Below are 26,841 nucleotides of genomic sequence, written 5' to 3' on the forward strand. Positions count from 1 at the left end.
CCCGGCCGAACAACCGAACTGCCGAAAACCGGTTTTGCCATCGAGATAGACGGACTTCTCAAGACGGAATTCAGTACCAAGGAAGGTGCGGAGCACGGTGCTATCGAGCTGAAGAGGCGTTTCCCGATGCTTCAGATACGCATATTCGACGCATTCACTCAATCAAGGCGCGATTTGCCGGCCTAACCCTGCCGTCTCAATCGAGCGGATAGAACGACGCGACCGGCGATATCCCTGGCCGCGAACGCTGCAACGGCTTGGCCTCGCGCATCCAAACGTTGTACTCCTCGGTTGTGGTGAGAATTCTGGCGCTGCCATCGTGGTGGAAACGTGAAAACTTTCCTCGTTTCCGTTCGAGTGATAGCGAGCGTTCTCATTGCTCGCACCGCCGTGGATCGGCGCCGAATCGTTTAGATCATGGCAACCTTCCGAGGCCGCACAGATCACTCACCTCAAAAATCCTACGGATTTCCTCGCCCGAAAGCTGGCGTTGAGCAGCGAGTCGGTCGGCGACGGCGAGGATCGCGTCGCGGTGGCGAAGTACGGCCTCGTCGGCAAGGCTCTGCAGGGCCCGTAGGTGCTGTTCGACCTTAGACCGAAGCTCGGGATCGCGGCGCACCGCTTTCAGCGCATCGTGATGGGAGGCGATGTAAGTCAGCGTGTCGCCGAGGCCCGTGGAAGCATGCAGCGTCGTCACGAACTGGGTGACTTGTGCGAGGTCGGAGTCATCGCTTCCACCCGCTCCGACCGCCATATTGCCGATCAGGAGGCTTTCCGCAGCGCGCCCTGCGAGCATGACGACGGCCCGTCGTTCGATCGAGTCGCGTGTTGGCAGGTCGTCCGTTTCCCACTGGATCCGCGTCTCTCCAGCCGACGTGCCAATCCTCCCCACAATGCATCGCTTGAGTACGCCGCAAGAAAGAGCGATCGAAGTCACCGCATGCGCACCTTCATGAATGCATGTGCGGCGGAGTACGGCAGGCGCGACTTCCTCGACCGTCGCGGTGGCAAGAATGAGGTCATTCAGCTCCAGGGCCCGCCCAGCGTAGCGGGCGATCCGGCGTGCTCCGCGCACCGCCATCATGATCTCCGCGCCGGTTGATCCATCCATCAAGTGGCCGATGGCGGTCAGATCAACGCCCGCGAGGTCCCTGGCCAGGTGATAACGCAAGATGTTGATAGCGCCGGCATGGTCGGGACGAGTGATCTCGATCGCCCGCTCCAGCCGGCCTGGACGCAACACGGCCGCATCGACACCACTGATGTTGTTCGTGGCGCCAACCACTACGATTCCAGCACGCTTTCCCATGACGGCATTATCCAGGCTGAGCAGGAAGTCCGTCACAACGGGGGTCCACCAATCCGCGCCCCGAGGCGACATCGTGGCGCGGTTCGGCAGCGCATCGATCTCGTCGAGGAACAGGATGCAAGGTGCGACCGCAGCCGCCCGTTCGAACATCGCGCGCGACGCCTTGATCACCGAGTCGAGATAACCCGGCGAGCTCGCGAAGAGATCGGCGATCGAAAAAGCAACAAGCGGCACGCCGCATGCCTTCGCCAGGATCCGTGCGAACAGCGACTTGCCAAGCCCGGGCTCCGAATACAGCACCGCACCTCGGTCGACGCCCTGCCAATCCAGGCGGCCAGAGCGGTAATCAGCGATATCCCGCACCAGATTCATGCCCCATATCCGGGCTGCACCGTATTCGACTGCGTCTTCAAGCTTCGGCAAGCGCTCCGTCGTCCCGGCACCGCTCCCGGCCACGGTGGCGTTTCGCAGACGAGCGATGATCTCGGCGGGCGAGGAGTTGGCCCGAAACGCTGCGACAAGATCGTGGAATTCGAGGCCGGCGGCGATCCCTTCGTCAATGCCAGACGGCACCGGCTGTCCGGTGAACATACGGATCGCTCGCCCGATCGTTGCCCCCCTCGGCGTGTTGATGCATATCGTGAGGTCGGCAGCAGTCGTGAGCGCTGAGGGCAGTGCGCCGCGATCGACGGCGACACCGATCACCGGCAGGCCGCGCGCAAGGTCCGCTGCAACCTCACAGCTTCTGTCCGCCTTCTGTTGCTGCGTCTTCAAGGTTTCCGGTGCAATCACCTGCCATCGATCGCCGAACTTCACGACGAAAAGCTCTCGGAAGGGTTTAGTCCAACTTGGCCCTGGCACCAGTATGATCACTGCGAGCGCCGACTTGCTCTTCAACTGCCGCCGGACCGCGCCGCTGGTCGCCGCATAGAAAGCGGTCGCTATTATCGAACATTGAGCAGAGGGACGCTCCCGTCTCGCTACCGGCGCCCATGACGCCGGCGCCTCACTGCCGACGACATCATTGGCGAGGTCCCGAGCCGCCCGAGGTCCTACCGTACTCATAGCCAGCGCGCTCCCGGCGTGCCGCTTGTCGAAGCGTTGCCCGAGGACGTCATCGACCGTAGCAGAGGAGAGGCTCTCTGCTTTCGTCGGGGTTCGGGCATGTAGCTTCGCGAGGATTTCTCGGATCATGAGCGGCTCCTGGCGATGGTGCGGGGACCCAGCGGTTCGGATGCAAAATCGAGGACGAGTAGATCGGCGCAGGCGAGCGCCATCACTGCTGGAGCGGGGTCAACCTCGCTACGGATGCTTTTGAGAAGCTCGCCGAGCGGCATGGCCCCTCATCAAGCAGCGTCAGCAGGATGCGCAGGCGCAGGCCCACCGAGACGGGGCTCTCACTATAGGACCAGACCAGCCGCGCGTTGCTGCATCGCGGCTCGCGGCGAATCTCTTCGGCGGTCAACGCTATTGGCTTGAGACCGAGGTCCGCCAACGCAATTTGCGCGAGCTGTTGCTCCTCGGAAGTGCGGATGCGTCTCGCCGGAACGACGTCGAGTAGAAAGCTACCATCGTCGCGCTGTAGAACAATGGCATTCGCCGATGGAATAGAAACAATCGAGCGCACCTGTGGATCGAGCGACGCTTGGATGAGAGCGTCGTGCGACGCAGGATGTCGCAGCGGGATCGGGGTTGCAGTCTTGCTTGAAAGGAATAGATCACCAGAAGTCTTCGACCTCCTTCTTGACCATGAGGTAGGGCGTAGGGCCAGAGGAGGGGTGAGCCACGGTGTATCGCTTGATTTCGATCGGCCACCGGTGTTGGTCATGACCACCTCCTTCAGATTTCGACAACGAGGTTCTGATCGAAGCGCGGATTGTCGCAAGCGCGATACTTCGGTAGCCAGGGCCCGTAGCCCTTGGCATTGGATATGACCCGCGTCTCGCCGATCACGGCGTCGAAGGATTCGTGGGTGTGGCCGTAGATCCAAAGATCGGCTGGCCGCAGGGCGCCGCGCGCATCGTTGGGCGCCGGCAGCATCAGAGACCTGAGATCACTCCGGTAGGCCGGGTCGAGCCCGCGATCGTTGGCTGATCCGGCCGTTTCGTCCAACATCTGGGGTACCGGCGCGTGATGAGTGACGACGACAAGTCGGTCCGCGCCGCGCGGCTTGCGCATCTCGGTTTTCAGGAACACCAGGGACTTCATGTGTCGGGTAAGGGCATGGGGCGGCAGGAAGCGCTGCTTGTAGGTCGACGTCCTGATCTTCTTGAAGTCATTCATGCGTTCGCCCGCGATCATCATCCCGCGATGAGCGTCGCCGTTAATGGTGAAGTCGGTCCAGAGTGTCGCCCCGGCGAACGTGACGTCGCGGATACGGATGGTCTCATTCTCAACGACGTGTACGTTTGTACCGCCGGCGGCGGCCTTGGCCTTATCAAGCGTGCGTTGGATGTCGGTACCGTAGGCCTCATGGTTGCCCGCGACGTAGACGACGGGCTTATCGGGCACTCGTTCCAGCAGCCAGCGTACGCCGCGCTCCATGCGCGTGATGAGGTCGCCGGCGACGACCAGCACATCGAAGTCCGGACGCGCGCCGCCGGACGGCAGGTCCCAGCCGCGGGTCAGTTCGACATGCAGGTCTGACAGGATCCACAAGCGCATCGGTCAGTCCTCGCTCTTCTTGCCGTCCTTCCTGGACGAGGAGCTTTCAGGGTTCAGCAGCGGATCACCCTCAGGCAATTCCTCCCGGTGAATGATGAACTGCACGTCGATAGAATCGCAGAGTGGACACGTGTAGCGCTCGGCGTCGTAGACAAACGTCCCTTCCTGTTTGCAAGTGCGGCAGCGAAAGCGGGCCATCGGGCTACCCCTCGAGACCGTCCGGCGGGATGTCCACGAACGCATCAACTGCGCGGTCGTAGCGGCGGCAGAAGAAGACGCGCATATCGCGCAGCTCCGTGACGCGGATGACGTGGAAGCTCTCGAGGCCGGCCTCGATGCGGACAGACCCGCCCTTTGCATCGGCAGGGCAGCGCGTCATCCACACGCCGTCATGACGGTACAAACGGCCTTCTTCGCCACATTTTTCGCAGGTGCAGGCGGATCGCGCTTCGGCCAAAGCTATCGCTTGCGCAACCCTGGCATTGCTCTCATCCCAAAGGGTGCCAGCCCAGGAGAGGCGCAGAGTTCCGAATTTTTGCTCGACGCAGACGAACGCGAAGCGATCGCCGTCGGCCAGCGCGTGTTCGATCCGGGTGCAAAGCCGCTCAAGGATGTCGCGCCAGCCGATCCCGCAATGAGGATAACCCGGCGTGCGCTCGGGCTCGTCATCCATGACTTCAAACAAGCGGGGGTGGGCCTGCATGAAATCGGTTCGCCAGTTCTGGATGGTGGCAGCCATGTCACGCCTCCACGATTCCCGCATCGTCCGATGAGTCATCGATGAAGCGGTCGGTCTCGCGATCGTAGCGGCGCGCGACGATCAGAGCGCCATCCGAGTTTGGGAGATAGATCTGCCGAACGTTCTCCTGGCCGGGTTTGGATGGCACCGGCGCGCCCTGCGCGTGGGTCGCGCAGCGGGTCATGTAGATGCCGTCATTGCTGTAGAGCCGGCCCGCCGCGCCGCACCGCTCGCACGTGTAGGCGCTGCGTGCCTCGGCGAGCGCAAAGGCTTCGTGCAGCCTGGCCGCTGTCTCGGGGGAGACGTCGCCACGCCATTGCACCCTGATCTGGGCGAATTTCTTCCCGATCTGGAGGATCTGGATCGTCTCATCCTCTCGCAGCGCGTGTTCGATCCGAGCGCAAAGCCGCTCTAGGATGTCGCGCCAGCCGACCTCGCAAATGAGATGGCCGGGCGAGCGCTCCGGTTCGTCGCATGTGACGTCAAACAGGCGAGGGTGCGCCCGCATGAAATCGACCCGCCAACTCCGCACGATGTCTGCCATCACACGACTCCAATGACGTCGAGCAATGAGAACAAAGCAGGAACATAAGTCGATGTCAATAGGCACAAATGGATCTAGGCACATAGGTGAAGAGCAGCCTATGGCCATTTGTAAAAACCCTCTTAGGATCAATCGACTGGCGATTCACGGCGCACTCGATGCCGCTTGGCCACGCTTGGAGAACGCATGTCTGACGGACGAAAGACCCCGAAGGAAAGCAGATCGATAACCGAGGGAAAGCGGAATTTCTTCGCGTCGATGTCGGGCGAGGTGATCAAGTCGCTCAAGCTGGCAGCTGTTGAGGACGACACCACTGCTTCAGAGATCCTGGAGCAAGCGGCGAGAGATTGGCTCGAGAGGCGCAAGGCCAAGAGGAAGAGCTAGCTCCTTTTCAGGAATCCCTGAGCGGCGAATGGATCCGTGAGGTCATCGTGGCGAAGGGGAAGAGTTGTATCCTCAAGCTTGTGGTGTGATCAAGGAGCCAGCGTGCCTGAGACTTGGGTTCGATCCCGCCGAGAGGTAAATGGTCGCAACGGACCTATTCTTGCACTGATAAGGTTCTAACAAAAGCTGATCAGTCTCGGGAAGGCAGGCAGTGTCTTCATGATTTCGCCCGTGCCGGCGTGAGTGGGCCTGCCGGCGCTGCAAGCATCAGACTGATCAGCAGAAGCCCGACGATCGCAGCCCAGAAGGCGACCTGAAAGCCGTCGATGATGGACAGGACGTTGGCTTCGCGCCGCACGAGCGACGCCAACATGGTCGTGGCGCGCGCCAGGGCCGTCTCCGCGTCGGCACTATGCTGGACAAATCGGCCGGTCAGGCCACCGAGAGCGCGCACCACATCGCCGTCTCCGGCAGAAACGTAGAGGCCGATGAGATTCGAATGGACCTGCTCGCGCACGCGCAGCCACGTGGTCATCGCTGTCGCCGCAATCTCGATCACGTCCAGGCGCATCACTTGGATATAGGCGACGAAAGCGGTGGCCCGTGCCGGGTTCAAATTCGATACCACGAAGATCAGTAGGCCGGTGAAGGTGAGGCCCTGGCCAACGGACTGCACGAGCGCCATCGGAATGAAATCGTCTGGCGCCCACTCGTGCGTGACGCGGGTGCCCATCCAGGCTGCGATCGCGAAACTTGCAAACCCGAACACGGCCACGATCCGGGCATCGACTCGGCGAAGCAGCCAGATGGCGGCGGCCACTGTGACGACCAGTGGCAAGGCCGCGTAGAGCAGGAGTACGCCGCCGACTTGCTCGGGCCGAAGCCCCGCGACCACGGTCAGGAAGTTCGGGACCAGCATGGTGTTGGACAAGCTCGTGACCATGTAAGTCATCAGGGTCAACAGCACCAAGGAGACGTTTCGTGACATCAGCACCGTGGGGCTCGCCCATGGCTCCGGGACGACCGCTTCGTTGACGAGAAAGGCGAAGACGAGCGCGCCGCCACCGATGATCAGCCCCGTCACGGTGCCCGATTCGAACCAATCCAGCCTGTTGCCCTGGTCGCAACCGGCGTAGATGAGGGCCAGGCCGGCGCCAAGCAATAGCATGCCGCCCCAGTCGGCCTGTGCCATCAACTGGCGATTGACGCCTTCGCGGGGCGTGCCCAACCAGGTCAGCAGCGCCATCAGCACGGCGACCACGGCATCCTGCCAATAGAGCCATTGCCAGCCAACCTGCTCCACGTAAAAGCCCACCAGCGACACGCCGGCATTGCTGGTGAAGGACAGCCGGAAGGAATAGGCCGCAAGGCCGATGATCCACCATCCCATCGGCAGATTGTGCAGGACGATCATGATCGTCGCCGGGATGAACACGCCCAGCAGAAGCCCGCGAACGAAGTGCAGGGCCAGGAGCAACTGGTAGTCACGGACGAACGGAATCACCACCACCGTCGCGACATAAAGTAGGCTCGGCCAGACCATTACGCGGCGCAAGCCGAACACCGCGGCAAGCCAGGCGATGGCGGGGGCGATGAGGATCTGTGGTGCGGTTGAAGCAGTTGCCAACCATGCTCCCTCGTCGAAGCTCAGGCCGAACTGGCCTCTCAGGTCCGGCAGGCCGAGCGCGAACAGCCGCACGTCGAAGCTCGCGATGAAGGCTCCGAGCAGCACGGCTGCGACGGCCAACAACGGGTGATGGGAGGGGCGGCCGACCGTTTCGGCGCCGTTGCTGATGGTTGCGGTCGTCATGTTGCGTCTCTTGCAACGCGGATGTGCGTGACGACCGACATTCCCGACCGCAGCTGCGTGAGCAGGGGTTGGCCGGGATCGAATTCGATGCGGACCGGGATACGCTGCACCACCTTGGTGAAATTTCCGGTCGCGTTGTCCGGCGGCAGCAGGGCAAAGGTCGAACCGCTGGCCGGCGAAATGCGCTTCACACGGCCATGCAGGACCACATCGGGAAACATGTCGACGGTGACGTCAACCGGCTGCCCCGACGCTACGTGCATCAGTTGCGTCTCCTTGTAGTTCGCCACGACGTAGACTTCCGGCAGCGGCACGACGGCAATCAGATTGGCGCCGATATTGACGTAGGTGCCTTCCTGGACCATGCGCTCGCCGACGACACCATCGAACGGCGCCACGATGCGCGTGTACCCCAGACGCAGCTGGGCCGTCGTGAGGTCAGCCTGGGCAACGCGGAGCTTCGCACGCAGCAAGTTCTCATCGCCGTTCAGAATCTCGAGCTGGCTGCGCTGCGCCTCGATCGTCGCTTGGCTCGCCGCAAGCGTGGCGGTGGCCGTGTCGTGCGCGGCTGTCGCTTGCTCCAGCCGCTGCCGAGTGCCGGCGACGCCGCCGCGAAGAAGGTTGTCCTGTCGGTCCAGCTCTTGCTGCGTTTCCAATTCGCGGGCGGCGGCAGATCGGCGCTGCGCCTCGGCCTGGGCGATAACGGCGCGTTGATGGGTCTTCTTGTTTTCCAGGTTGTCGAGATCGGCCTGTGCTGCGGCGACACTCGCCTCGGCCTGGGACACGATCGCATCGTAGTCCGCCGGTTCGATCTCCATCAACAGTTCGCCAGCTTTGACCTGCTGGAAATCATGCACGGCAACCCGCCTGACATTCCCGCTCACCCGAGCGCTCAATCGGGTCATCTCGGCATGCACGGTGGCGTTGTCGGTGGTCTGGACTGCGGCCGTTCCCACCCAGGCATTCCAACGGCCTGACGTCACCAGGACGAGCGCTACCGCCGCGCCGACCGCTATCAGCGGCATGATCAGGCGTCTCCGGTTACGCGATGTGGCGCCTGGACCGGGCTCGTTTGGGGCGGCGGGTTGAGCCTTGGCCTGCGCGGGCGCCAGATTTGCGGGGCGATGGTCGGCTGGAACAGCCTTAGCTTCCACGAACGCTGCGGCGGCCTGGCCAGCTTCGGAGCGCCCGATCGCAACAGCTTCGGAGATCGTGGTCACGGTATCCATGTTGCTTCCCTTTCTCGGTCTGGGCGGAGCCGCCCGAAGCTGGGGATCGCCACTGTGCCCAGGCACGGCGCGGTGCTGACGATCTTTTCGGACACCTAAGGTTCCCGGGCTAACGCGCGGTCCAGCCGCCATCGACAGAGATCGCGGTACCCGTGATCTGATCCGCCGCGGCCGAACACAGGAAGGAGACGGTGCCGCCAAGCTGCTCCGGAGAGGCGAACTCCAACGACGGTTGCTTCTCAGCGAGGAGTTGGTTGGTTGCTTCCTTCTGGCTGATGCGCTTTTCGGCTGCGATGTCGTTGATCTGCTTCTCGACCAACGGCGTACGAACCCAACCCGGGCAGACCGCATTGCAGGTCACACCGCTGCCGGCGGTCTCGAGGCCGACCACCTTCGTCAGACCCACCAGGCCATGCTTGGCCGCGACATAGGCCGCCTTGTGCGTCGAGGCGACGAGGCCGTGCGCGGAGGCAATGTTGACGATGCGTCCCCAGCGCTGCTTCTTCATCTGGGGCACCGCGGCCGCGATGCCGTGGAATGCCGCAGACAGATTGATGTCGAGGATGGCGTGCCACTTGGCGGGCGGGAATTCCTCCACCGGTGCGGTGAACTGGATGCCGGCATTGTTGACGAGGATGTCGAGGCGTCCGAACTTCCCGATCGTCGCGTCAATCAGTGCGCGCACGGCCCCGCCCTTCGACATGTCGGCGCCGTCGTAGATGACATGCACGTCGTGCTTACGCTCGATGCCGCTGCGGATCTTCTCGATCTCTCCGGCGTCGCCAAAGCCGTTCAAGACGACGTCGGCGCCGGCCTTGGCGAGCTCCTCGGCGATGCCGAGCCCGATGCCGCTGGTTGACCCGGTGACGATCGCGACCTTGCCCTTCAACATGAGAAGTCCTTTCGATGCTTGAGAGATAAACCGGCCGGGCGCTCAATCGCGGCGGTGGATGTCATGGGTGACGATGCCGAGCTCGGGAGGTGGCGGGTCGAGGCGCCGCCCGTCGGCCAGCGTGCGGCGGATATCCTCCAGTCCGCTCTGCCAATGCGCGCGCATCGCGCTTAGCCCGAATTCGTAGTCCCTCGAATGGCCCTCATGGAGCTTGGTTTGATAGATCAAGTGAATGATGTTGTGAGAGCGGTGACGGGCCAGATCAGCGATGGCCCGCATTTCCGGGTCCTGCCTTGCGCTATCCGGCAGCTTATCGAGTGTCCGCTGCAGCGCCTGGCGCATCTTCTGCATCCTTAGTGCCTGGTCGGTGACAGCGCGCGTGCGGCTCGAATACTGGATGTCCTTCTGCCGGCTCGATACCTCCATCATGTCGTAAGGAACGCGGCCTTTTGCCGACCAGAGGTCGACCTGGAATGTCAGCGTGTCGCTTGGTTTCCCGGAGAGCACGTGAGAAAGAGGCGTGTTCGAGACCACGCCGCCATCCCAATAGTGCTCGCCTTCGATTTCGACGGCGGGGAATCCCGGCGGCAGCGCGCCTGAAGCCATGAAATGTTTCGGTCCCAGCCGGCGTTCGGCAGTATCGAAATAGGTCAGGTTGCCGGTGCGGACGTTGACCGCGCCGACACTGACGCGCACATCGCCCGCGTTGAGCCGGTCGAAATCGACGAGCCGCTCCAGGGTCCGGTGCAACGGTGCCGTGTCGTAGAAGCTGGTCGCGGCATCTCCTGAAAACGGCGAGAAGAGCGGCGAGGGAAAGCGCGGCTTGAAGAAGCCTGGTTGCCCCTGGACCAGCGCGCGCATTGCCGCCAGCACGTTGCGGACCGATTTGATATCGAAAGCAAAGGGCAGGGCGTCGACCAGCCCTTCGCCGGCGGGCAACTCTATCGAATAGGCGCAGATCAGCTCCCAGAACTCGCGCAGCCGGTCCACGCGCTCGTCTTCGGGGGAGCCTGCGATAATGGCCGCATTCAGCGCCCCGATCGAAATGCCGGCCAGCCAATTTGGCCGGATACCGGCTTCATGGATGCCCTCATAGACTCCGGCCTGGTAGGCCCCCAAAGCGCCGCCACCCTGCAGCACCAGCGCTACAACGTCGTAAGGCAGCTGCCTGGTCTGCTGCAGCACAGGACTGCTCTGTTCGCGCATCACGTTCAACATTGCCAAAACTCCCTGCATGGCAGCCTATCCGGTCAGCCGGCGTTGGTCTCGATCAAGGTTTCGGAGCCGGCCCCGCGCCATCGCGCAACCGCCGAGCCCAGATAGTCGTGAACCACAGTGCCGAGCCCGAGGGTCAAGTCGGCGACAACGTGCTTCGCCGACAGCACCTGCAGCACAGGCAGCTCGGCGACGGGCGCGAGCGCATGCGAATAGAGATCGAGCGCCGCGGGACCGGTCCAGGCGCCTTTCACGGTGATATCCTCACAATGGAAACGCACCAGCTCGCAGATGCGGGCGGTGCCGTCGACATGCGGGATGATCTTAAGCAGGAAATTGGGAGCGGCGAGCTTTCTGGCTTCGACTGATATGTCGAGGGCGCGATGTTTGTAGCCCATGGTGCCAGTCGCGATGCGCACCGACCCGTAGTTCAGGGTGCCGACGAGCGTGTCGATCTCGACCGCCAGCTTCGGCTGCGCCAGCTTCTTGGGAAAGCCCCACAGCTCGCGACCACCGGCGATCGGTGGATGGTCGTTGAGGAACATCTGGTGGACGAAGCTGCCGGCCTGGCCCTTGTAGCGCACGGAGATGACCTGACCGCTTTCGGTGTAGTCGCCGAAGCCGGTCGAGTCGGGCATGCGGATGAATTCGTAGTTCACCACCGGCTCGGTGAACTCCAGCGGCTCAGGCACGATCCGGCGCAGCGCTTCCGGGTCCGTCCTGTACTGGATGACGAAATACTCGCGGTCGATGAAGCGATAAGGGCCGGATGGAAATGCAGGGCTCGTCAGCGGCATCGCGAACGCTGTTGCGCGCACGGTCTCGTGTTTCATCGTGGTCAAGCTCCAGAGTGATCTGAGGTGAGCGGGCCGCGCTTCTGCGGAGGAAGCGCGGCCCGCTTCGCGTGAAGGGTCTAGAAGAAGCCGGTCACATCAGTCACACGTTCGGGATCGGCCGAGGCCAGCGCGGCGGCACGCTCGGCCCGCGGCGGATAGATCCAGACGGTGTTGATTTCCTGCTTGGTCTTCTTGGCGACGTCGCCGACCATTTTGACCTTGCGCTCCCAGCCGGTCGTGAACAGCGCGCCGGCTCCGCCCAGGTCCAGGCAGGTGACGTAGCCCGTCTGGTGGTAGTGTTTGGTCGGAACGCCCAGCAACTCGGCGGCGGCGTTGTTGCCGGCAAACGCGCCCATTCGCGTGGCGTGCTGGCATGACATCAGTGCGTAATTGCCGTCATCGTCGCAGGCGGCGCGGGCGGCATCGCCGGTCGCGAAGACTCCCGGCGCTCCCGGCACGCGCAGATCGCGATCAACCAGCAGCCGGCCGAAATTGTCGCGCTCGGCGGGAATCTGCTGCGTCAACGGCGCGGCGCGAATGCCGGCTGCCCAGACTACGGTCTCGGCCTCTATGCGTTCGCTGGAGGTCAACGTGACGCCGGCTTTGTCGAGCGAGGCGACGCAATCTCCGAGGCGGGTCTCCACACCGAGCTTGCGCAGGGCATCCTCGATGACCGGGCGGGGACCTTCGCCCATATCGGGAGCGATCGCAGGGCTGCGCTCGACAATGATGACGCGCGGCATGCCATTCTTGCCCAAGATATCGCGCAGGCGCGCTGTCATTTCGGTAGCCGCCTCGATGCCAGTGAAGCCGCCGCCGGCGACGACGACCGTGTCGCGGCCGTTCACGGCCGGCCGCCCGGGAAGGCTTTGCAGATGCTTGTCGAGAGCGAGCGCATCGTCGAGCGAATCGACACTGAAGCCATGCTCGGCAAGGCCAGGGATACTCGGACGGAATAGCCGGCTGCCTGTGGCCACAACAAGGCGATCGTAGGTGAGTGTCTTTCGCGAGCCGTCGGCCGTCGCGATCTGCACCGTTCGGGACTTGGTGTCGACAGTCTCGGCGCTACCTTGCACATAGACGACGTCGATGGCCTTGAGGACGTCAAGCAGCGGCGCCGTCAAGGTCTCGGGCTTCGGCTCGTAGAGCCGGGGGCGGACCACCAGCGTCGGCTCGGGCGCAACCAGCGCTATCTCGAGCTTTTCGGGCGAAACGCCCTGGATGTCGCGCAGACGGGCGGCGGAAAGTGCAGCGTACATGCCGGCGAAGCCGGCGCCGATGATAAGTAGTCGCACGTGATCTGCTCCTTTGGTTTGAACATCTCGGACGATGCGCGTCACCACCGCCGCCCCCATCCGGGAGAGCTTCTTGAGTTCGACAACGACGCGAAGACGTGAAACGAAGTCGCTAGTTCTCAACGACCTCGGCAGTCCGGCATCGACGGCCAGCTGCGGCGAAGGAAAATCGGTTGCGCGGTGCTCGGGCCCCAGTCGTCGTAGGGCAGTTGAGCGCCATCTCTGGTCATGATGGACATCACCGGATTGGTCGCCTGCACGGATTGCGCCGGAATTTCCACCTGCTCGCCGGTTGCTGAGGTGAAGCGAACAGCGAGCGAAAGTCCGTGTACGAGTGTGGTTGCGGCAAGTCGCCGTCGCGGTGCGATCCCACGATATCTGACGATGCTGTTCCAGATCATCTTCGTCCTCCGTCCGGTTGGATGCGAGCACCGCGGTGTTCTAGCGGATCGAAGCTGCGGCTGCGCCAGAGCGATTGCCGTCCGTGTAGAGCGATTGCTGCTAACGCTTCTGCCTCCGTCAATCGCCCTAAGGTCGCTGACCCGCGGATGGCTCTGCCAGTTGCTGGCTGGCTTGTGCTCTTCGCTTTTGATGCTGTTGTCTAATCGCTGCTTGGGCGTCAAGCATATAGTTTCGCCGAGGAGACGCTGCCGGGTGCATGGTTGTCTTCGCGGTCGACATTAGCCGCCGCATGATGGAGCTTCGCGGGACGAGCCTTCAATGTGGACGACGCACTTTGCTGAGTCAGCAGTGCAACAGCATCAGCGGAATGGCTCGGCCCACGTCCCGGCAGGGACACCTTAGGCGTTCAGGTTCTGAACGCTATCGGGACTCATGCGGCGGCTCCGGCATTCGGATTAAATAGCTCGCCGGTCTTAAGCATCGTATGCATTATTACCGCCCGTTTGCGCGCCACGGCCAGGCAGCTCTTTTGAAGCCGATCCTCTCCCGGAGCTGCAGACCCCATGTGCGCAGTGTGCTGCGGGTTGAGCTGCGCGTCAGAATGACCGCCGCCGCTTCGTAGAGCAGCCCTCGCAAAGGGCGGTCGCCGCGTCGGGATATGTGGCCGTCATAATCGACTTCTCCGGATTGGTAGCGGCGCGTTGTTAGGCCGATCCACGCACCAACAGATCGAGATCTCCTGAAGTTGCCAGGCTCCTCAATGGCTGTGGTAAAGGAGGTTGCGGTGATCGCACCGATGCCAGGAATCGACATGAGGATGCGGCAAGCCTGGCTTTGGCGCGCGTCCCGCACCAATTGGCGTTCGAGTTCGGCGGCGCGGACGCGAATGCCACGCCAAGCTTCCAGCATCGGCAGCACGATGGATGCAAGTCTGTCCTGGTCGGCAAGAAGCCTCCGCACATTCTTCTCGAAGGTGCTTCCCTTTCCGGCGGGAACGAGCAGACCGAAGGTTTTCATGACACCGCGGATCTGGTTGGAAAGCTCGGTAGTGATTCGGACCAGCCGCGTCCGCGCTGCGACAAGCGTGCGGGTCAGCATGCTGTCGAATCCCTTCACACGCACCTCACGAAAGAACCCGGCTTCCGCGAGCTGCGCCAGACCATCGGCGTCGTTCGCGTCCGTCTTGTTCGTCGCCATATCGAGCGCTGCTTTAGCATGGCGCGCATCGATACAGATCGCCGGCACCCCTTCGGTGCGCAGAGAATGATAGAACCATACCGACAGCGGTCCGGTCTCGAATACCACGCGTTTCACGGATGGCGCCCGCTTCCGGATGAGCTCGGCGATAATGCTGGGATCAGATGCGCACTTGCCGCGCCAGATCCGTTCACCCGCTCGGCAGATCGAGACTGCCGTCTCTTTCATCGACACGTCGAGACCAATATATTCTTCCATGGCTGTTCTCAATTCGATGCTTGGGCCCGGCGTCCAGTCGTGAGCCCGTATCTCCATCCTATCGGGGAACAGCCACTGATTCAGGGGCGACTCGCTCCCGCGATTACCCCATGTGGACGGCTCCTCCACGCGCACGAGAGGCCAAGGTTGAGGCTCCCACGGCCCCGGGGGGAGCAACCTACGCGGCAACTTCGGTCAATAGAGAACCTGACGTGCGGCCGACCTAGTCGCCGCACGCTGCCAACCAGAGTGCCGGTAGGTCCAGGGCCTTAATGCCGACAGTGCTCAACAGTGATGTCGACAACAGCCGGAATTGCTTCCCTGGTCATTCGGTCGCGAGGCCGTAATTCGCTTCGACCGTCCAGGAATCCTTCGGTTGGCTGTACAGCTGCCAGAAGTGCTCGGCCACCGACGAGGCTTCTTTCGAGTCTGGGGAAACGAAGGCAAAGATAGTCACTGTCGCGACGTGAATTCCCTTTTCCCGGAACGGCTCGAAAAGTCCGTGAGCCAAAGCACGAATGCCGGCCTTGCCGATGCTGATCGAGAGATAGTCCGGGCTTGGGGCGAGTGCGAAGCCGCCCCCCGTCAACAGGATCGCGCCGGACTTTTGCTCTTCCATCCTCGGGGCGACCGCCTGAGCGGCAACAAGCGCTCCTCCGATGTTCACGGCGAGATCGCTATTGAAGCTGTCGCGCGGCTGTTCTGAGAGAGCCGCCTTGCGCATGGATGCGGCGTTGTAGTGTAGGACCTCGATTGAGCCGTGCTGCTTCTGAAGCGCACCGATCAGGTCCGTGACGCTCTTCGGATCGCCCGAGTCTACTCCGCGAGAACTAGCCTTGTATCCCTTCCTTGTTAGCCGTTCTGCCAATTCTTGTGTCTTGGCGACGCTCCGGGCTGCTAGAACCACTTGGAAACCTTCTTTGGCAAAGCGTTCGGCAGTCGCGAAACCGATCCCTGGGCCCGCTCCGATACTGAGAAATGTCTTCATCTCATGATTCCTTTCGGCGTTGCGCTTGAAGTCGGTGATGGCATCGGGCCGAAGCGACACGCCCAATGTCGGAAACGCTGGCGCTTTCGGCACGTTTGGCCGGTCCGTCATGCAATCAGCGCCTAAATACCCGGTTGCTACCCAGTATTTCCTGTTCAAGAAGCGGGCGTCGGCGAAGGATATGCTTACCGCACGTGTCGCCGCCAATCGCTGGGGCTCTCGCCCGTCAACTTCCTGAATGCCGCAGCAAAGGCAGTCTGCGAGGAATAGCCGAGCGCGATTGCGATCGACACGATCGAATCGTCGGTGTCGCGCAGCATGCTCATGGCCTGCTCGAGATGGCGCTGGCGCAGCCAGGCATGAGGCGACAGCCCGGTGCTTTCCTTGAAGGCGCGGCAGAAGTGGAAGCGCGAGAGCCCCGCATCCGCGGCTAGCGCAGCAAGCGATACGTCCGCATCGCGCCCTGAACGCAGGCGTTCGATGGCGCGTCTCAGCACGTTTGGCGACAGGCCACCTGTGACCGGCTGAACCGCTGCCGAAGAGCCCGCGTGCGCCGCGAGGAGGCGCGTAGCCAGGAGATCCGTCAGTTGGTGTCTGAACAGCGCATCCAGCGCCGCAGAGCCTTCCAGGGCGTCGGCCGCGCTCAGCAGCAATCGAGATGTAATGGAATCGGGATGCGCAGTCCGTTCCACGAGGTCGCCGGGAGCGGTTGTGCCGGCTTCGTGGGCAACGCGGTCGAGCGTGCTGTGCGGAAGATAAAGCTGAAGGACACTCAGAGGCTGGTAGATGTCCCATCGTGAGGTTGAACCGGCCGGAATGATCGTCACCGTCCCAGGTCGTGTCATTCCGTTCACAAGCACCTTCCCGTCGCGACGCTCGAACCGCACCGGCTCGGCGGGGAACGTCATGATGACGTGGTCGGCCATGGGGCGGACGACGTCGTGGAGAGGATCATGTCGCCAGAAGGTGATCACCCCGCTGGATGGGTCGGACGCCATGTGGAGTGGTGCCGTCTTGAGTACGCGCGTCATTTCCGCATCGGCGTGAGAACGTTCGGCGTTCTCAAGAGCGTTCTCTTGCACGCTGGGTGCCAACGACGAATGTTGAGAACACTTGCTGATGATCGGACTGCTCATGCCAGATGCTCGCGTGAGGGAGGCTCAAGGTCGCTGCCTCGGGAACGCTCGCAATAATGACCACAAACATCACTTTGCGGTATCGTACAGTCTGCCGAGTTCCATTAGTTCTGAGATTAGTTCGACCTCTACCTTAGGATAGTGACGCATGAGTTGTTTTTTGAATTCGCACGAAATCGCCCAACATACTTGGCTGGATTACAAGGGGGAGATCGAAAGGCGGAATGCAGCATCGACAAGCTGTCCCCGACCCATCGCTGTCTATTGCGGCGATAAAATTTCGAAAGGGTTGAGCGAGATTGCTGTTGAGGCGGAGTCAGAACGTGGCTGCGGGGTGATGGCGTTGCTCGACTATTGACCGCGGCCGAGACCGACTTTCATTGAATGCAACCGCTCGGACATCCTAACGAGATCGGCAACGGATTTCGCGCTCATCTTTCTCATGACTTGTCCTCGATGCAACTTTACCGTCATCTCGGTTATCTTCAAATCGGCAGCAATTTGCTTGTTGAGTCGACCGGTCACGACCAGCGCCATAACTTCGTGTTCTCTCTTCGTGAGCGAATTGAATTTCGCTCTCAGCTGCGAAAGGACACCGTCCTCTTCGCGGCGTGCCTTGTCTCGCTGAAGCGCCGAGTGAGCCGCATCGAGCAATTCCTGATCGTGCAGTGGCTTGGTGAGGAACTCGATTGCGCCGCTCTTCATCGCGCGAACAGTCGTGCGGACATCGCCGTACCCGCTGATGAAGATGATCGGAATAGCAATGCCCGCCCGCACAAGTTGATCCTGGAGTTCCAGCCCACTCGGGCCAGGCAGGCGCACGTCGACGATCAGGCAGCCCGGAATGTCGGGCACGGCCGCCGACGAAAACTCCTCCGCCGATGCAAAAGCTTTTGTAGCCAATCCTACCGAATTGAAAAGACGCTGAAGGCTGGTGCGAATTGACTGATCGTCATCGATGATCAGAACAATCCCGGGCGGTTGTTTCATTTTTGTTTCGCTCCCAAAGAGCTATTACGTTGGTGTTTCTCCAGGAAGTGAGGAGGGTCAAACTGCTGCTTGCGGACCGTCGGTGATGGTTGCAGACGGTTCGGTCTGGGTATCCCGTCCGGGATAGCTGGACGACCTCGACTATCGTAGTAGATCTCGCCAACCATTGGCTGAGTTACTTGGAGGAGCTGCAACGTATATTGAACCTGGACATGTGTCACCGCACAGCGGGGCCAGCGTTTTGCGCAAGATGCCGCAGATATCGATAGTGGACGATGACGCTTCTGTTCGCGCGTCGATGAAGCGGCTGATGAAGTCCTCCGGCTACGGAGCAGAGGCGTTCCCATCGGCTGATGACCTTCTCAATTCCGGACAACTTCAGGACACCAGTTGCATTATTGCAGATGTTGAGATGCCGAAGGCATCCGGGTTCGATATGCAGCGCGCGCTCAAGAGCGCCGGTTACTGTATTCCCATAATCTTCATAACTGCCTTTCCCGATGACAAAGACCGCGATTGCGCTTTGAAGGAGGGAGCTCATTCCTACCTGCGCAAGCCCGTCAGCATCGATGAACTGTTGCGTTGCGTTCAGTCGGCCATCTTCTCTCAGGATGGAGAAATGAAGTAGACTTACAAGCCATATGTGGCGGCCGGTCGTCAGCGCACTACCGAGGTGGTAACGTGAATTGAAGCACGGCTCCATGCGGCTCTGCTGGCATCGCCCAAAGACGTCCTCCATGCCCTTCGATAATCCGACGACAAATGGAGAGGCCGAGGCCGACGCCGCTCGACTTTGTTGTGAAGAACGGTTCGAAGATGCGCTGAGTGGAGTCGAGCGCGATCCCAGTTCCTGAGTCCTTGACAGAAACCAGGACGTGGTCCTCCTGCTGCGACCGAGTGCTGATTACCAGCTTCTTGAGGGCGTCCTGTGTCGAAGCCATCGCCTCGATTGCGTTCATCACCAGGTTCAATATGACCTGCTGTAGCTGGACCCTATCTGCAATTACATAAGGCAGGCCTGCTTCAAGGTCGGTCTGAACGGCCACGCTCCAAGAGCGAACTTGTCCTTGGGTCAGAAAAAGAACCTTGTCGATTACCTCATTGAGATCAACTGGAACGCGCTCCGAGTCGATCTTCTTAGCCATATTCCTGATGCCATGCGTGATTTCGGCCGCGCGGCTCGCGTCGTCGATAATGCTTTCCAGCGCTGCCCGCACCTCGCCAAGATCCGGATGCCGATGGGCCAGAAGACGCAGACAGGCTCCGCCGTTTGCGATGATCGCTGTCAGCGGTTGGTTGCTTTCATGGGCGATGGACGCAGCCATTTCTCCCATCGTCGTCAGCCTGTTCACACGTGCGAGTTCCGTCTGGGCCGCTTGCGCCGCCAATTCAGCCTCTTTCCGCGCAGAAATGTCGCGACAGAGAATGGCGATATTGTTTTGGGCGCCGGTTTCGGGATCGTCGACGCGGAAGCCCTGATACAGGACGGGAAGGCGTTCTCCGGTCTTTAGATGGCGGAATTGGGTTTCACCGGACCAAGATCCGCTTGTCAGGATTGAATCTTTGATTGCGTGCGTTATCAACGACCAATCTTCAGGATAGAAGTATTGCTTAGCTTCGGTATCTCGTAGCTCCTTCTCGCTATCGAGTCCGACCAGTTGTTGTCCGGCGCGGTTCACGTACAGAGGCCGCCCCTCCAAATCCGCTATGGCGAGGAAGTCGTATTGCTCTTCGACGATGGAGGCCAGTCGCTGAAGCAGGATATTCTCTGCAAGCGCCATGATGTACCGCGGAGCGCCGGCTTGATCACGTATGATGCTTACGTTGTTCCTGACCCAAACCGGAATGCCATCCTTGCGACGATAGAGCTTCTCGATCTGGAACTGCCTTCGCTTCCCATCGAGACATTCCTGGATCAGGTCCGTATTGTGAGAGCGGAATGCCTCATGGGTCACTTCGATGAACCGCAGGTTTCGGAGCTCTTCCTGAGAGTAGGCCAAAAACCGTTCATACGTCGGATTGACCCACAAGAAGCGCCCGGTCATATCCGTAATCGCAACGCCAATCGCCGAGCTGTCGAACACAGATCTCCATCTGGCCTCCGACTCGCGCAAGGAATCGTCGACCAATTTTCGATTGTGAATGTCAGTGGCGGTGGCAAACCAGTTGAGGAGCCGTCCCGAGCGAGCAAACTGTGGCATTGCGCGGATCTGGTGCCATCGATATGAGCTATCGGCGGTGCGGATTCGTGCCTCGGCTTCCGCCGAGGTGCCGTCCGCCAGCGCCGACTGCCAGGAATTCTGAACTCTGGACACGTCTTCAGTGTGCAGGACAGAGGTCCAGTCCGTGCCTTTCACTTGTTTCCAGGCGAGCCCTGTCGCGCCCAGCCAATTGTTGTTGCAAAACTTCAGACGCCCATCGGGACCTGCGCACCAAACCAAGTGCGGAATCAAGTCGAACGCCTCGCGCAACCGACCTTCATTGCTTCGAGATCGGACCGTCCGGGACGTATCTGGCTGATGCTGCGAAGTATCTCGCAAACGCGGTTTTCTCACGGACTTATGCTCGTCGGTGAACGGGCCACGCTTGAGCGTTTTGGCGTTTTTTTTAGTCGCCGTTCCAGTCTGCGGTCTTTCCTAAAGCGGCCATGACTTGTCCGATCCTGCCGTAGGCCGCCAACACGTCGCCGTGTATAGTCAAGGCGATAGTCGAGTGTGACCAATGGTCGCGGTCTACTGCTGCCCGAGCCGAATGTTGATGCTGCGATAGCCTGCGGCGGGTGTCGTTTGGGGGGGACGACAGCGCTGGCTCTCGTTTGACGCAGCGCTTGCATTGCAGCAAATCATCGCTGAGCCGACCTCTCGGTCAGCTAATTCTCCCACGCATTTCACGCCTACACCTGCCGCGGCACGAAGGGCAGTGCATCGGTGCGTTGCTGGACGGCCGCTCGCTGATGCACGATAATAACAACAGAGCATTCAACGGTGGCGATTTTCCCGCCACAGGGCGCCTACGATGGGACCGGCCCATGGCACAGAGCAGTTTTCACGGTCAGAAGTGGAAGGACCTTCTGCACCTTCGCGATACGCCGTCATCGGTGATCACGCGGTCCCTGCGTGGCGTCGAGATCGTGGCCACCGAAACGCGGGATGATAATCCCGTCCCCGGTCTCTGCGGCCAAATTGTCCCCGAGGACGCTTACATCGTCAGCCTGAAGCTTCGCGAGTACCCTGACTGCGAATACTGGGAGCATGGCAAGTGTGTGACCAAGACCAATATCCGGCCCGGCGCGACATATCTGTACGACATGAAGTGCGATCCTCGTTTTGTGATCGATAAGCCGTTCCACTCTCTTCACTTCTACATTCCGGCTGCGGCGCTCAACGGCGTTGCAGAACAGTACAGGGCGCGGCGGGTCGGCCAACTCGACTGTCAGTTCGGTACCGGCTTTTCCGATGAGACCGTGTATCATATCGGCGCGTCGCTACTGAGAGGGCTGCGCCGGCCATCCGAAGCCAACCAGCTCGTCATTGATCACATGATGCTTGCGCTCACTGCGCATGTCGCTCAGGCCTATGGTGGACTGCATGTCTCCGAAGCGGTGCGCGGCGGTCTTGCGCCGTGGCAGGCGAAGCGCGCCTGCGAAAGGCTCGAGGCCGACCTTGGCGGGCGGCTTTCACTGGAGCAGATCGCGGTCGAGCTTGACCTCTCGGTCCGCCATTTTTCGCGCGCGTTTCGAACCACTATCGGCCTGCCGCCGCACCAGTACCTTCTTCGCCAGCGCGTCAAGGTGGCGAAGCAATTGCTGATGGTTCGCGACCTGCCTCTGTCCGACATCGCGATATCGGCCGGCTTTGCCAATCAAAGCCACTTCACGCGGGTGTTCACGTCGATGGTCGGCATCAGCCCGGGCGCATGGCGCCGCGAGAATGGCGGTGGGCGCGAAAGCGAAACCTGATCGAGCATGGCGGAGGCGTGGGTCGCTCATCGGCGTTTTCTCTGTGAGATGACGTAGGCGGCGCGGCGAGCCGCAAATATCTCGTCCGGCGGATGACCAATGCCGTCGGCAAGATTGGCCGGATTAAACATGGCTTCGTCGCATGCATCATCTGGCTCAACTCCTGTGATGACGATCGTCCCCAGCCGCACCGCTTCGCGTTCGTCCTCATCTGGCCATCGGATGGTTACGTCCATGACGGGGTCGCTGGGGCGATCGAGCAGCGCCATCACGCTGAACCTCACCGCGTGAGCCGCGATCCGCAAATCAAGGTCGTCGTTTAGGAAGTCGGCGGACTGCGCCCTGGCGTCGTCCACGGTCAGCGTGACTTTTTCGCCGACCGGCTCGATCTTGAACTTGATGAACCGTATCTTGCTGTCCGAATTGGTGGCAGGAAAAGAGTGCACGCCCCAATAGGTCGTGCCGGCAAAGCTCGCTCGCAGCGGCTGCGCGGCGAGATATCGGGCCTGATGCAGCGTTTCTGGATTGGCGGCGGAGAAAGCCTTGATCTTCTTCGCATCGGGCTCGTCATTCGATCCGGGGAGGCGCGCCTTCAGGAAAGCCAGCATCTGGTCGAGCGTCCTTGCAAAATGCACCGGCGCGCTCTGCGTGAAGATGTCCGAGAGCTGGTCATCGTTGCCGATCCGGAAGCTGAAGCCGCGCAACGACGCGGCGTGGTCTATATCCGCCACCATCGGATTGCCGCCGCCGATCGAGAAGCGCGCCAGCACACGACATGGTTTGATAAAGCTCCGGGATCTCGTGATCTTGCCAGCCTGATCCGACGGGACATAGGTGCCGCGCACGCAGCGGCCTCTGGCAAAACTCCCGCGTGCCGCTGGCAGATCACCCGCTAGGGCCCTTAGGGCATCGACGACGGATGCGGGGTTGGCGTGGCCTCTTTGGAATTTGGGCAGGGTGGCGCCTTGGGTTGTAACGTCGCGGCAGTAGTCTTGCGCAGTGTGGGTCTGCCGTCTTTCCCGAAGCGGCCATGTCTTGTCCGGTGCTGCTGCAAAGCTGTCCTCACGGCGTTCCTGCCACGTTTGCGCTGCTCCCAATCGTTGAAGGACAACAGCGCTGACGCGCCCAATCGAGATATCGAGCTTTGGATCACGCGCCCCGTCCAAGGAGATCGCTGGACGACTATGCCAATGCATGCCGTCTCACCGGTCCCCGCGGAATCGCCGAGTGGAATGCGCCGCGGAGGTGCGAAGCCGCAGCGCATGAGCGAAGCGCAGGCATTAGCAGCAATTGCTCGACAGGTACGGCAATTGCTCTGGCGCAGCCGCAGCTCCGATCCGCTAGATCATCATGGTGCCGATATTCAACCGAACGGAGAAAGAAGATGATCTGGAAGAGCATCGTCAGACACCGTGGGATCGCACCTGCTTCTGCGCGCTGGTCTGCAATGTCAGGTGTTGCCTGTAAGACGGTTGAGGCAGTTTCCGACTTCGCCGGCGTCGTTCACAGCCTGGTTATGGACATACGCGATAGTTACCGGCCCAAGCTTCACTACATGCGTGCCCCGGCCCGAAGTGACGCGCGAAGCATCAACCCTGGCTAAGAGTCGAGTCTGAAGCTGCGATGCCGGTCGAGCAGTTGTCGCCTGTGCGTGTAAGCCGACACGGCTGCCCGAAGAAGCCATAGCCGCCGAAATTCCGCATAGCTCAGCTGGATCGCTATGGCGGCGAGGGCGCCACCTCATTGATGCTCGAAGATGGATCGAGGAGCGACGCCGGGACCCACAACCCGTGTCACTGCCGCCTTTCGTCCCCAAATTCGAGCCCGACATGCATCACGGGACCGGCGTCGTCCCGTACCTCAATCGCCATATAGCGCTTTGAAGAGCTGCAAGGGTCATACGTCGCATCTCGTGCCATGTCGGCCAATGACTTTGCGGCCTCAACTTGCACCGACCGAAAGTCCGAAAGCTCCAGACCTTCTTCGTCAATAAACAGGCCGTCATCGTCGATGAGATCGAAGTAGTATCGGGTCATGACGCGCTCCGGAGACAGACGGGAGCTCCATGTGTCGGCGACCGATGTCCCTGTGCAACCTCGATCGGATGGAGGACAACAGATGTGGCAGCAAATGGTTGCTGGTCCGACAGCCGGCGCGAGGATGCGAAAGTTCCCTTTCTAGCCGGGCGCACTTGTGTAAGCTGCACAGCAGCCTTCCGGGACGAGCGCTTCGTTGACTGCGTTGCGTGAAAGGCGATCGTTGTTATCAGCTCGGCGCTGGGGCCGAAGATAAATCGGACAACAGCGGGTGATCGTGCTATCGGCATTGATGAAAATTATCTTATTGGTCAGCGCGGTCCTTTTCCTGTCGTCCAGTGCTATTGTTCGATCGGCCGAACAAGCGACAGCCGCAACCGAATTATCAATTCGCGACCAGATCAAGGCTGCACGCGCTAAAAATGACTTGGAAGAGAAAGCAGGATCGGTCGCGCGCCCATGGGATCGAGACGTGTCCGGCAAACGCCCGTGGGATACCGCAAAACCGACTGAGCCTGTGAAGCGGTGAAATACCTCGGCGCAGCGAGCGGCCCCGAGGTGAAGTCTCTCGAGCATTCTTCTACTCTTTTGTTTGCTGGCTGGGGCGCCATTTGCTGAGATTGATCAAGGTCATGTTGGCAGCAGCCATTGCGCTCGCGCTGATCCCCCACGCCGTGAGATACTATGCCTTTCCCCGCGACCGTTTAATTCAGATCGCGCAGCAGTGCGAGAATGATGCGGACAAGTTAACGGCCTCCGACGCGGCAAAATGGACGGAAGCTCACAACGGTGGGACAAATAATCCGTATCAAGCGCAAAGGGATGCTCGAGTCGAGATCTGCATTAAGGCGGACGGCTGGTGTTCAATGAGTGATGACCGGCCGGCAATCAGTAACCCAGCCATGTTCGCGCCGCGTGATCCGGTTGCCCGAGCGCTATATCGTTGGCGATACGCCGACGAATCTGGAAGCGTCTGTCACGATTGATCTACTAGGACAATCGGAGCGGACTATCGACATGACAATCAATCGACGCAAGACAAAGACGACAACACGCATCTACATGCCCGTCGCTGCTGTTCGTTTCAAAGTAGAGGCATCCTTGGCGATAGCCGAGATCGAAGTGCCCGATTTGCGGAGAACGCTGGTAAAACTGCTCATCCGTCAGCTTGAGCCTCTTGCGCAGAATCTTGACCTGTACCTGGTCTCTCAAATTCAACGAATTGCGGAAAGGTTGGCTTGTACCTGGTCATGGTGTTTCTCTTGCTTGGAGGGATTAGATAGATCGCGACCAAGCGGGCGTTACGCCGCTCCGGCCGCGATGGTGACTGTCCCGCTCCTCGCGAAGATTCCGCCGCCGTGGAGGCAACAGTCCCCCTAGACCGGCGTTTCGCCATTCCGGGAAATATCTCGGCGCGTAGCGGCTAAGGTGGGCTTGGCCGGGGGCCGCAATTGGGATGAGCTGGATGATCTGCAATGACGATCTCGCGGCATTCGGAAAAGCACCCCTGGGCACCACCGAATGTCCTTGTCCCACATTTCGGTCCCTCAGCCGATAATTGTGCAACGCAACAACTGCCCCAAACTTGACCCCCCCCCATCGGCTTCCAATTTTGGCTCTGACTCACTTTTGATGCAGTTTGAGGGATGTCTGGCGCTTTGATTGGGGGGAGAATCAGCGCCATGCAGCAAGCACTCTTGTGCTCCAATTTGGTGCCGAGCGGATTTGTTGTAGAGAGTGCGTACTTCGAAGGTGATAAGGCCGTTATTGCGGTCCGGGCGTCGGGAAGCGTTGGTCTGTGTCCATCGTGCGGAACGGTTTCCCGGCGTGTCCACAGCCGATATCGGCGACGTGTGTCCGATCTGCCGCTCTCGGGGCGGATCGTCCAGCTCCTGGTAATCGCCCGCCGCTTCCGCTGTGACGCCGTCCTATGCGGACGCCAGATCTTCACGGAGCGCTTCGCCGAAGGGGTACTGGCTCCATCGGCGCGGCGCACTGCAAGGATGGAGTCTATCGTTCATCACCTCGGCCTGGCGCTTGGTGGTCGACCGGCGGCAGGCTTCGCAAAAAGGCTGATGCTGCCGGTGAGCAAGGATACACTGCTGCGCGTCGTCCGGCGCCGTAGCCGTCCACCGGCTGATCCGCTCAGAGTTATCGGCATTGATGATTGGGCTTGGCGACGCAATCACCGATACGCCAGCATCATCTGCAACCTGGAACGCCGCCGGGTCGTCACCCTGCTACCGGATCGGGAGCCTGCGACCGCCCAAGCCTGGCTTGCTGCTCATCCCGCGATCTCGATCGTCGCCCGCGATCGTGGCGGTGGGTATGGCGAAGCGGCGGCAAAGGCCTTGCCGCACGCGGTACAGGTCGCGGATCGGTGGCATCTGATGGAGAACGCCAGCCGAGCGTTCCTTGATGCCGTCCGCAAATCGATGCGACAGATACCCGCGGCGTTGTAGCCTATGATGATCTCGACTGGGAAGGCGATGTGCTTATCGCTCAGCATGAGATGCCGTTCCGCCTCTGCTAGGTCCAGCTGAGGCGGCTTCGGTAAACCTCCCCAGCAGGATCTCCTCCTCATCCATAAGTTTCTGGAAGCGCTCGCGCTCGGCGTCCGATTTGGCTGAATCGCGCAGCTGCCGATAATGCTCAACGATCTTCTGATGCCCGCGAACGGTGAAAGCTTCGAGTTCGGACATGACACACCTCTAAGCCGCGCGTGACGATTGCCGCACCGAGGGCAGGCTGAGAGGAAATGTGGTTTGCATCAAGGCCTGCAAAGCGGCCTCTTCATCCTGCAACCGCTTGAGGATGTAAGCTCGCTCAAGCTCGGAAAGTCTGGTCGCGAGCAGGCGGCGGTAACGGTGAATGTTGTTGCGGTGCGCGCGTAGTCGCGCAAGGTTCTCATCGATCATCATCGTCTCCTTGACGGGCGTCGTGCTGTCCTTTGTGTTCG

At 60.9% G+C, this 26,841-nt stretch carries 26 protein-coding genes and 2 pseudogenes; 6 read left to right on the plus strand and 22 right to left on the minus strand.

All coding sequences use genetic code 11. The features are described from left to right. Positions 1-415: 415 nt before the first annotated feature. The 6 genes from AC629_RS01875 to AC629_RS01900 all read right to left on the minus strand — a co-directional run bounded on the left by AC629_RS01875 (position 416) and on the right by AC629_RS01900 (position 5,256). Positions 416-2,125, minus strand: coding sequence for an AAA family ATPase (locus tag AC629_RS01875; RefSeq protein WP_245331668.1), 1,710 nt, complete (start codon positions 2,123-2,125; stop codon positions 416-418). 460 nt (positions 2,126-2,585) lie between these two features. Beyond that, a complete protein-coding gene (locus AC629_RS01880; RefSeq protein WP_245331669.1) occupies positions 2,586-3,137 on the minus strand; it encodes a hypothetical protein in 552 nt (183 codons plus the stop codon). Between the two features lie 11 nt (positions 3,138-3,148). Further along, the gene (locus AC629_RS01885) at positions 3,149-3,973 is read right to left on the minus strand and encodes a metallophosphoesterase (protein WP_084803082.1); all 825 of its coding nucleotides are present in this window, start codon (positions 3,971-3,973) and stop codon (positions 3,149-3,151) included. Positions 3,974-3,976: 3 nt separating this feature from the next. Then, the gene (locus AC629_RS01890; RefSeq protein WP_084803083.1) at positions 3,977-4,171 is read right to left on the minus strand and encodes a hypothetical protein; all 195 of its coding nucleotides are present in this window, start codon (positions 4,169-4,171) and stop codon (positions 3,977-3,979) included. 4 nt (positions 4,172-4,175) lie between these two features. Beyond that, positions 4,176-4,712, minus strand: a complete 537-nt coding sequence (locus tag AC629_RS01895) for a hypothetical protein (protein WP_084803084.1) — start codon at positions 4,710-4,712, stop codon at positions 4,176-4,178. A gap of 1 nt (position 4,713) precedes the next feature. Beyond that, on the minus strand, positions 4,714-5,256 hold the full coding sequence (locus tag AC629_RS01900; protein ID WP_084803085.1) for a hypothetical protein: 543 nt from the start codon (positions 5,254-5,256) through the stop codon (positions 4,714-4,716). A gap of 186 nt (positions 5,257-5,442) precedes the next feature. Here AC629_RS01900 and AC629_RS01905 point away from each other — a divergent pair, with 186 nt between their 5' ends. Continuing rightward, entirely contained in the window at positions 5,443-5,640 is a 198-nt protein-coding gene (locus AC629_RS01905; RefSeq protein WP_143198845.1) for a hypothetical protein, read from the plus strand. Positions 5,641-5,857: 217 nt separating this feature from the next. Here the strand turns inward: AC629_RS01905 and AC629_RS01910 are convergent, their stop codons facing one another. The 11 genes and pseudogenes from AC629_RS01910 to AC629_RS01960 form a co-directional block, all read right to left on the minus strand. Then, a complete protein-coding gene (locus AC629_RS01910) occupies positions 5,858-7,450 on the minus strand; it encodes an MFS transporter (protein ID WP_084803087.1) in 1,593 nt (530 codons plus the stop codon). Beyond that, on the minus strand, positions 7,447-8,367 hold the full coding sequence (locus AC629_RS01915) for an HlyD family secretion protein (RefSeq protein ID WP_502692997.1): 921 nt from the start codon (positions 8,365-8,367) through the stop codon (positions 7,447-7,449). Before AC629_RS01915 ends, AC629_RS01910 begins: the two co-directional genes overlap by 4 nt. A 421-nt stretch (positions 8,368-8,788) precedes the next feature. After that, entirely contained in the window at positions 8,789-9,571 is a 783-nt protein-coding gene (locus tag AC629_RS01920; RefSeq protein WP_084803089.1) for a 3-hydroxybutyrate dehydrogenase, read from the minus strand. Between the two features lie 42 nt (positions 9,572-9,613). Then, positions 9,614-10,789: a DUF3734 domain-containing protein gene (locus AC629_RS01925; protein ID WP_084803090.1), complete on the minus strand. Its 1,176-nt coding sequence runs from the start codon at positions 10,787-10,789 to the stop codon at positions 9,614-9,616. 32 nt (positions 10,790-10,821) lie between these two features. Continuing rightward, positions 10,822-11,619 carry an acetoacetate decarboxylase gene (locus AC629_RS01930; protein WP_084803091.1) on the minus strand — a complete coding sequence of 266 codons (798 nt, stop codon included), beginning with the start codon at positions 11,617-11,619 and terminating at the stop codon, positions 10,822-10,824. Positions 11,620-11,699: 80 nt separating this feature from the next. Then, positions 11,700-12,917 (minus strand): NAD(P)/FAD-dependent oxidoreductase, encoded by a 1,218-nt coding sequence (locus AC629_RS01935; protein WP_084803169.1) that lies wholly within the window; start codon positions 12,915-12,917, stop codon positions 11,700-11,702. Positions 12,918-13,036: 119 nt separating this feature from the next. Then, complete coding sequence (locus AC629_RS01940; RefSeq protein WP_084803092.1) at positions 13,037-13,318, minus strand: hypothetical protein; 282 nt, start codon at positions 13,316-13,318, stop codon at positions 13,037-13,039. A 431-nt stretch (positions 13,319-13,749) separates the two neighbouring features. After that, a pseudogene (locus tag AC629_RS01945) lies at positions 13,750-14,774 on the minus strand (IS110 family RNA-guided transposase). Positions 14,775-15,099: 325 nt separating this feature from the next. Then, entirely contained in the window at positions 15,100-15,873 is a 774-nt protein-coding gene (locus AC629_RS01950) for an SDR family NAD(P)-dependent oxidoreductase (RefSeq protein ID WP_245331670.1), read from the minus strand. Positions 15,874-15,947: 74 nt separating this feature from the next. Further along, on the minus strand, positions 15,948-16,898 hold the full coding sequence (locus AC629_RS01955) for a helix-turn-helix domain-containing protein (protein ID WP_084803093.1): 951 nt from the start codon (positions 16,896-16,898) through the stop codon (positions 15,948-15,950). A 351-nt stretch (positions 16,899-17,249) separates the two neighbouring features. Next, positions 17,250-17,888 (minus strand): response regulator transcription factor, encoded by a 639-nt coding sequence (locus AC629_RS01960; RefSeq protein ID WP_084803094.1) that lies wholly within the window; start codon positions 17,886-17,888, stop codon positions 17,250-17,252. A gap of 250 nt (positions 17,889-18,138) precedes the next feature. Here AC629_RS01960 and AC629_RS01965 point away from each other — a divergent pair, with 250 nt between their 5' ends. Further along, positions 18,139-18,516, plus strand: a complete 378-nt coding sequence (locus tag AC629_RS01965; protein WP_084803095.1) for a response regulator transcription factor — start codon at positions 18,139-18,141, stop codon at positions 18,514-18,516. Between the two features lie 37 nt (positions 18,517-18,553). Here AC629_RS01965 and AC629_RS01970 read toward each other — a convergent pair whose 3' ends face one another. Continuing rightward, positions 18,554-20,443, minus strand: a complete 1,890-nt coding sequence (locus AC629_RS01970) for a PAS domain S-box protein (RefSeq protein WP_084803096.1) — start codon at positions 20,441-20,443, stop codon at positions 18,554-18,556. A gap of 473 nt (positions 20,444-20,916) precedes the next feature. On the opposite strand from AC629_RS01970, the gene AC629_RS01975 reads away from it, so the two are divergent. Then, complete coding sequence (locus tag AC629_RS01975) at positions 20,917-21,846, plus strand: helix-turn-helix domain-containing protein (RefSeq protein ID WP_084803097.1); 930 nt, start codon at positions 20,917-20,919, stop codon at positions 21,844-21,846. 26 nt (positions 21,847-21,872) lie between these two features. Here the strand turns inward: AC629_RS01975 and AC629_RS01980 are convergent, their stop codons facing one another. Beyond that, on the minus strand, positions 21,873-22,802 hold the full coding sequence (locus AC629_RS01980; RefSeq protein ID WP_245331674.1) for a catalase: 930 nt from the start codon (positions 22,800-22,802) through the stop codon (positions 21,873-21,875). An 837-nt stretch (positions 22,803-23,639) separates the two neighbouring features. Continuing rightward, positions 23,640-23,882, minus strand: coding sequence for a DUF6894 family protein (locus AC629_RS01985; protein WP_084803099.1), 243 nt, complete (start codon positions 23,880-23,882; stop codon positions 23,640-23,642). Between the two features lie 271 nt (positions 23,883-24,153). On the opposite strand from AC629_RS01985, the gene AC629_RS44765 reads away from it, so the two are divergent. The 3 genes and pseudogenes from AC629_RS44765 to AC629_RS01995 form a co-directional block, all read left to right on the plus strand. Further along, positions 24,154-24,411: a hypothetical protein gene (locus AC629_RS44765; protein ID WP_143198846.1), complete on the plus strand. Its 258-nt coding sequence runs from the start codon at positions 24,154-24,156 to the stop codon at positions 24,409-24,411. Positions 24,412-24,493: 82 nt separating this feature from the next. Beyond that, complete coding sequence (locus AC629_RS44770) at positions 24,494-24,868, plus strand: hypothetical protein (protein ID WP_143198847.1); 375 nt, start codon at positions 24,494-24,496, stop codon at positions 24,866-24,868. A 696-nt stretch (positions 24,869-25,564) separates the two neighbouring features. Beyond that, positions 25,565-26,329 (plus strand): annotated as a pseudogene (locus AC629_RS01995) (ISL3 family transposase); the annotation flags it as partial. Between the two features lie 48 nt (positions 26,330-26,377). Here AC629_RS01995 and AC629_RS02000 read toward each other — a convergent pair. Next, a complete protein-coding gene (locus AC629_RS02000; protein WP_084803101.1) occupies positions 26,378-26,584 on the minus strand; it encodes a hypothetical protein in 207 nt (68 codons plus the stop codon). 9 nt (positions 26,585-26,593) lie between these two features. After that, the gene (locus AC629_RS02005; protein WP_084803171.1) at positions 26,594-26,800 is read right to left on the minus strand and encodes a hypothetical protein; all 207 of its coding nucleotides are present in this window, start codon (positions 26,798-26,800) and stop codon (positions 26,594-26,596) included. Positions 26,801-26,841: the final 41 nt, after the last annotated feature.

Origin of the sequence: Bradyrhizobium sp. NAS80.1 (genome assembly GCF_001908205.1) — a bacterium.
In the GTDB taxonomy this organism is placed as follows: Bacteria; Pseudomonadota; Alphaproteobacteria; order Rhizobiales; family Xanthobacteraceae; genus Bradyrhizobium.

Excerpts from the sequence above, each read along its gene's own strand:
- AC629_RS01930 (WP_084803091.1), bottom strand. The coding sequence starts at position 11,619 with ATGAAACACGAGACCGTGCGCGCAACAGCGTTCGCGATGCCGCTGACG.
- AC629_RS01920 (WP_084803089.1), bottom strand. The coding sequence starts at position 9,571 with ATGTTGAAGGGCAAGGTCGCGATCGTCACCGGGTCAACCAGCGGCATC.
- AC629_RS01985 (WP_084803099.1), bottom strand. The coding sequence starts at position 23,882 with ATGACCCGATACTACTTCGATCTCATCGACGATGACGGCCTGTTTATT.
- AC629_RS01880 (WP_245331669.1), bottom strand. The coding sequence starts at position 3,137 with ATGACCAACACCGGTGGCCGATCGAAATCAAGCGATACACCGTGGCTC.
- AC629_RS01890 (WP_084803083.1), bottom strand. The coding sequence starts at position 4,171 with ATGGCCCGCTTTCGCTGCCGCACTTGCAAACAGGAAGGGACGTTTGTC.
- AC629_RS01925 (WP_084803090.1), bottom strand. The coding sequence starts at position 10,789 with ATGTTGAACGTGATGCGCGAACAGAGCAGTCCTGTGCTGCAGCAGACC.
- AC629_RS02005 (WP_084803171.1), bottom strand. The coding sequence starts at position 26,800 with ATGATCGATGAGAACCTTGCGCGACTACGCGCGCACCGCAACAACATT.
- AC629_RS01950 (WP_245331670.1), bottom strand. The coding sequence starts at position 15,873 with ATGACGGACCGGCCAAACGTGCCGAAAGCGCCAGCGTTTCCGACATTG.
- AC629_RS01940 (WP_084803092.1), bottom strand. The coding sequence starts at position 13,318 with ATGATCTGGAACAGCATCGTCAGATATCGTGGGATCGCACCGCGACGG.
- AC629_RS01885 (WP_084803082.1), bottom strand. The coding sequence starts at position 3,973 with ATGCGCTTGTGGATCCTGTCAGACCTGCATGTCGAACTGACCCGCGGC.
- AC629_RS01910 (WP_084803087.1), bottom strand. The coding sequence starts at position 7,450 with ATGACGACCGCAACCATCAGCAACGGCGCCGAAACGGTCGGCCGCCCC.
- AC629_RS02000 (WP_084803101.1), bottom strand. The coding sequence starts at position 26,584 with ATGTCCGAACTCGAAGCTTTCACCGTTCGCGGGCATCAGAAGATCGTT.
- AC629_RS01955 (WP_084803093.1), bottom strand. The coding sequence starts at position 16,898 with ATGAGCAGTCCGATCATCAGCAAGTGTTCTCAACATTCGTCGTTGGCA.
- AC629_RS01905 (WP_143198845.1), top strand. The coding sequence starts at position 5,443 with ATGTCTGACGGACGAAAGACCCCGAAGGAAAGCAGATCGATAACCGAG.
- AC629_RS01895 (WP_084803084.1), bottom strand. The coding sequence starts at position 4,712 with ATGGCTGCCACCATCCAGAACTGGCGAACCGATTTCATGCAGGCCCAC.
- AC629_RS01965 (WP_084803095.1), top strand. The coding sequence starts at position 18,139 with ATGCCGCAGATATCGATAGTGGACGATGACGCTTCTGTTCGCGCGTCG.
- AC629_RS01900 (WP_084803085.1), bottom strand. The coding sequence starts at position 5,256 with ATGGCAGACATCGTGCGGAGTTGGCGGGTCGATTTCATGCGGGCGCAC.
- AC629_RS01960 (WP_084803094.1), bottom strand. The coding sequence starts at position 17,888 with ATGAAACAACCGCCCGGGATTGTTCTGATCATCGATGACGATCAGTCA.
- AC629_RS01975 (WP_084803097.1), top strand. The coding sequence starts at position 20,917 with ATGGCACAGAGCAGTTTTCACGGTCAGAAGTGGAAGGACCTTCTGCAC.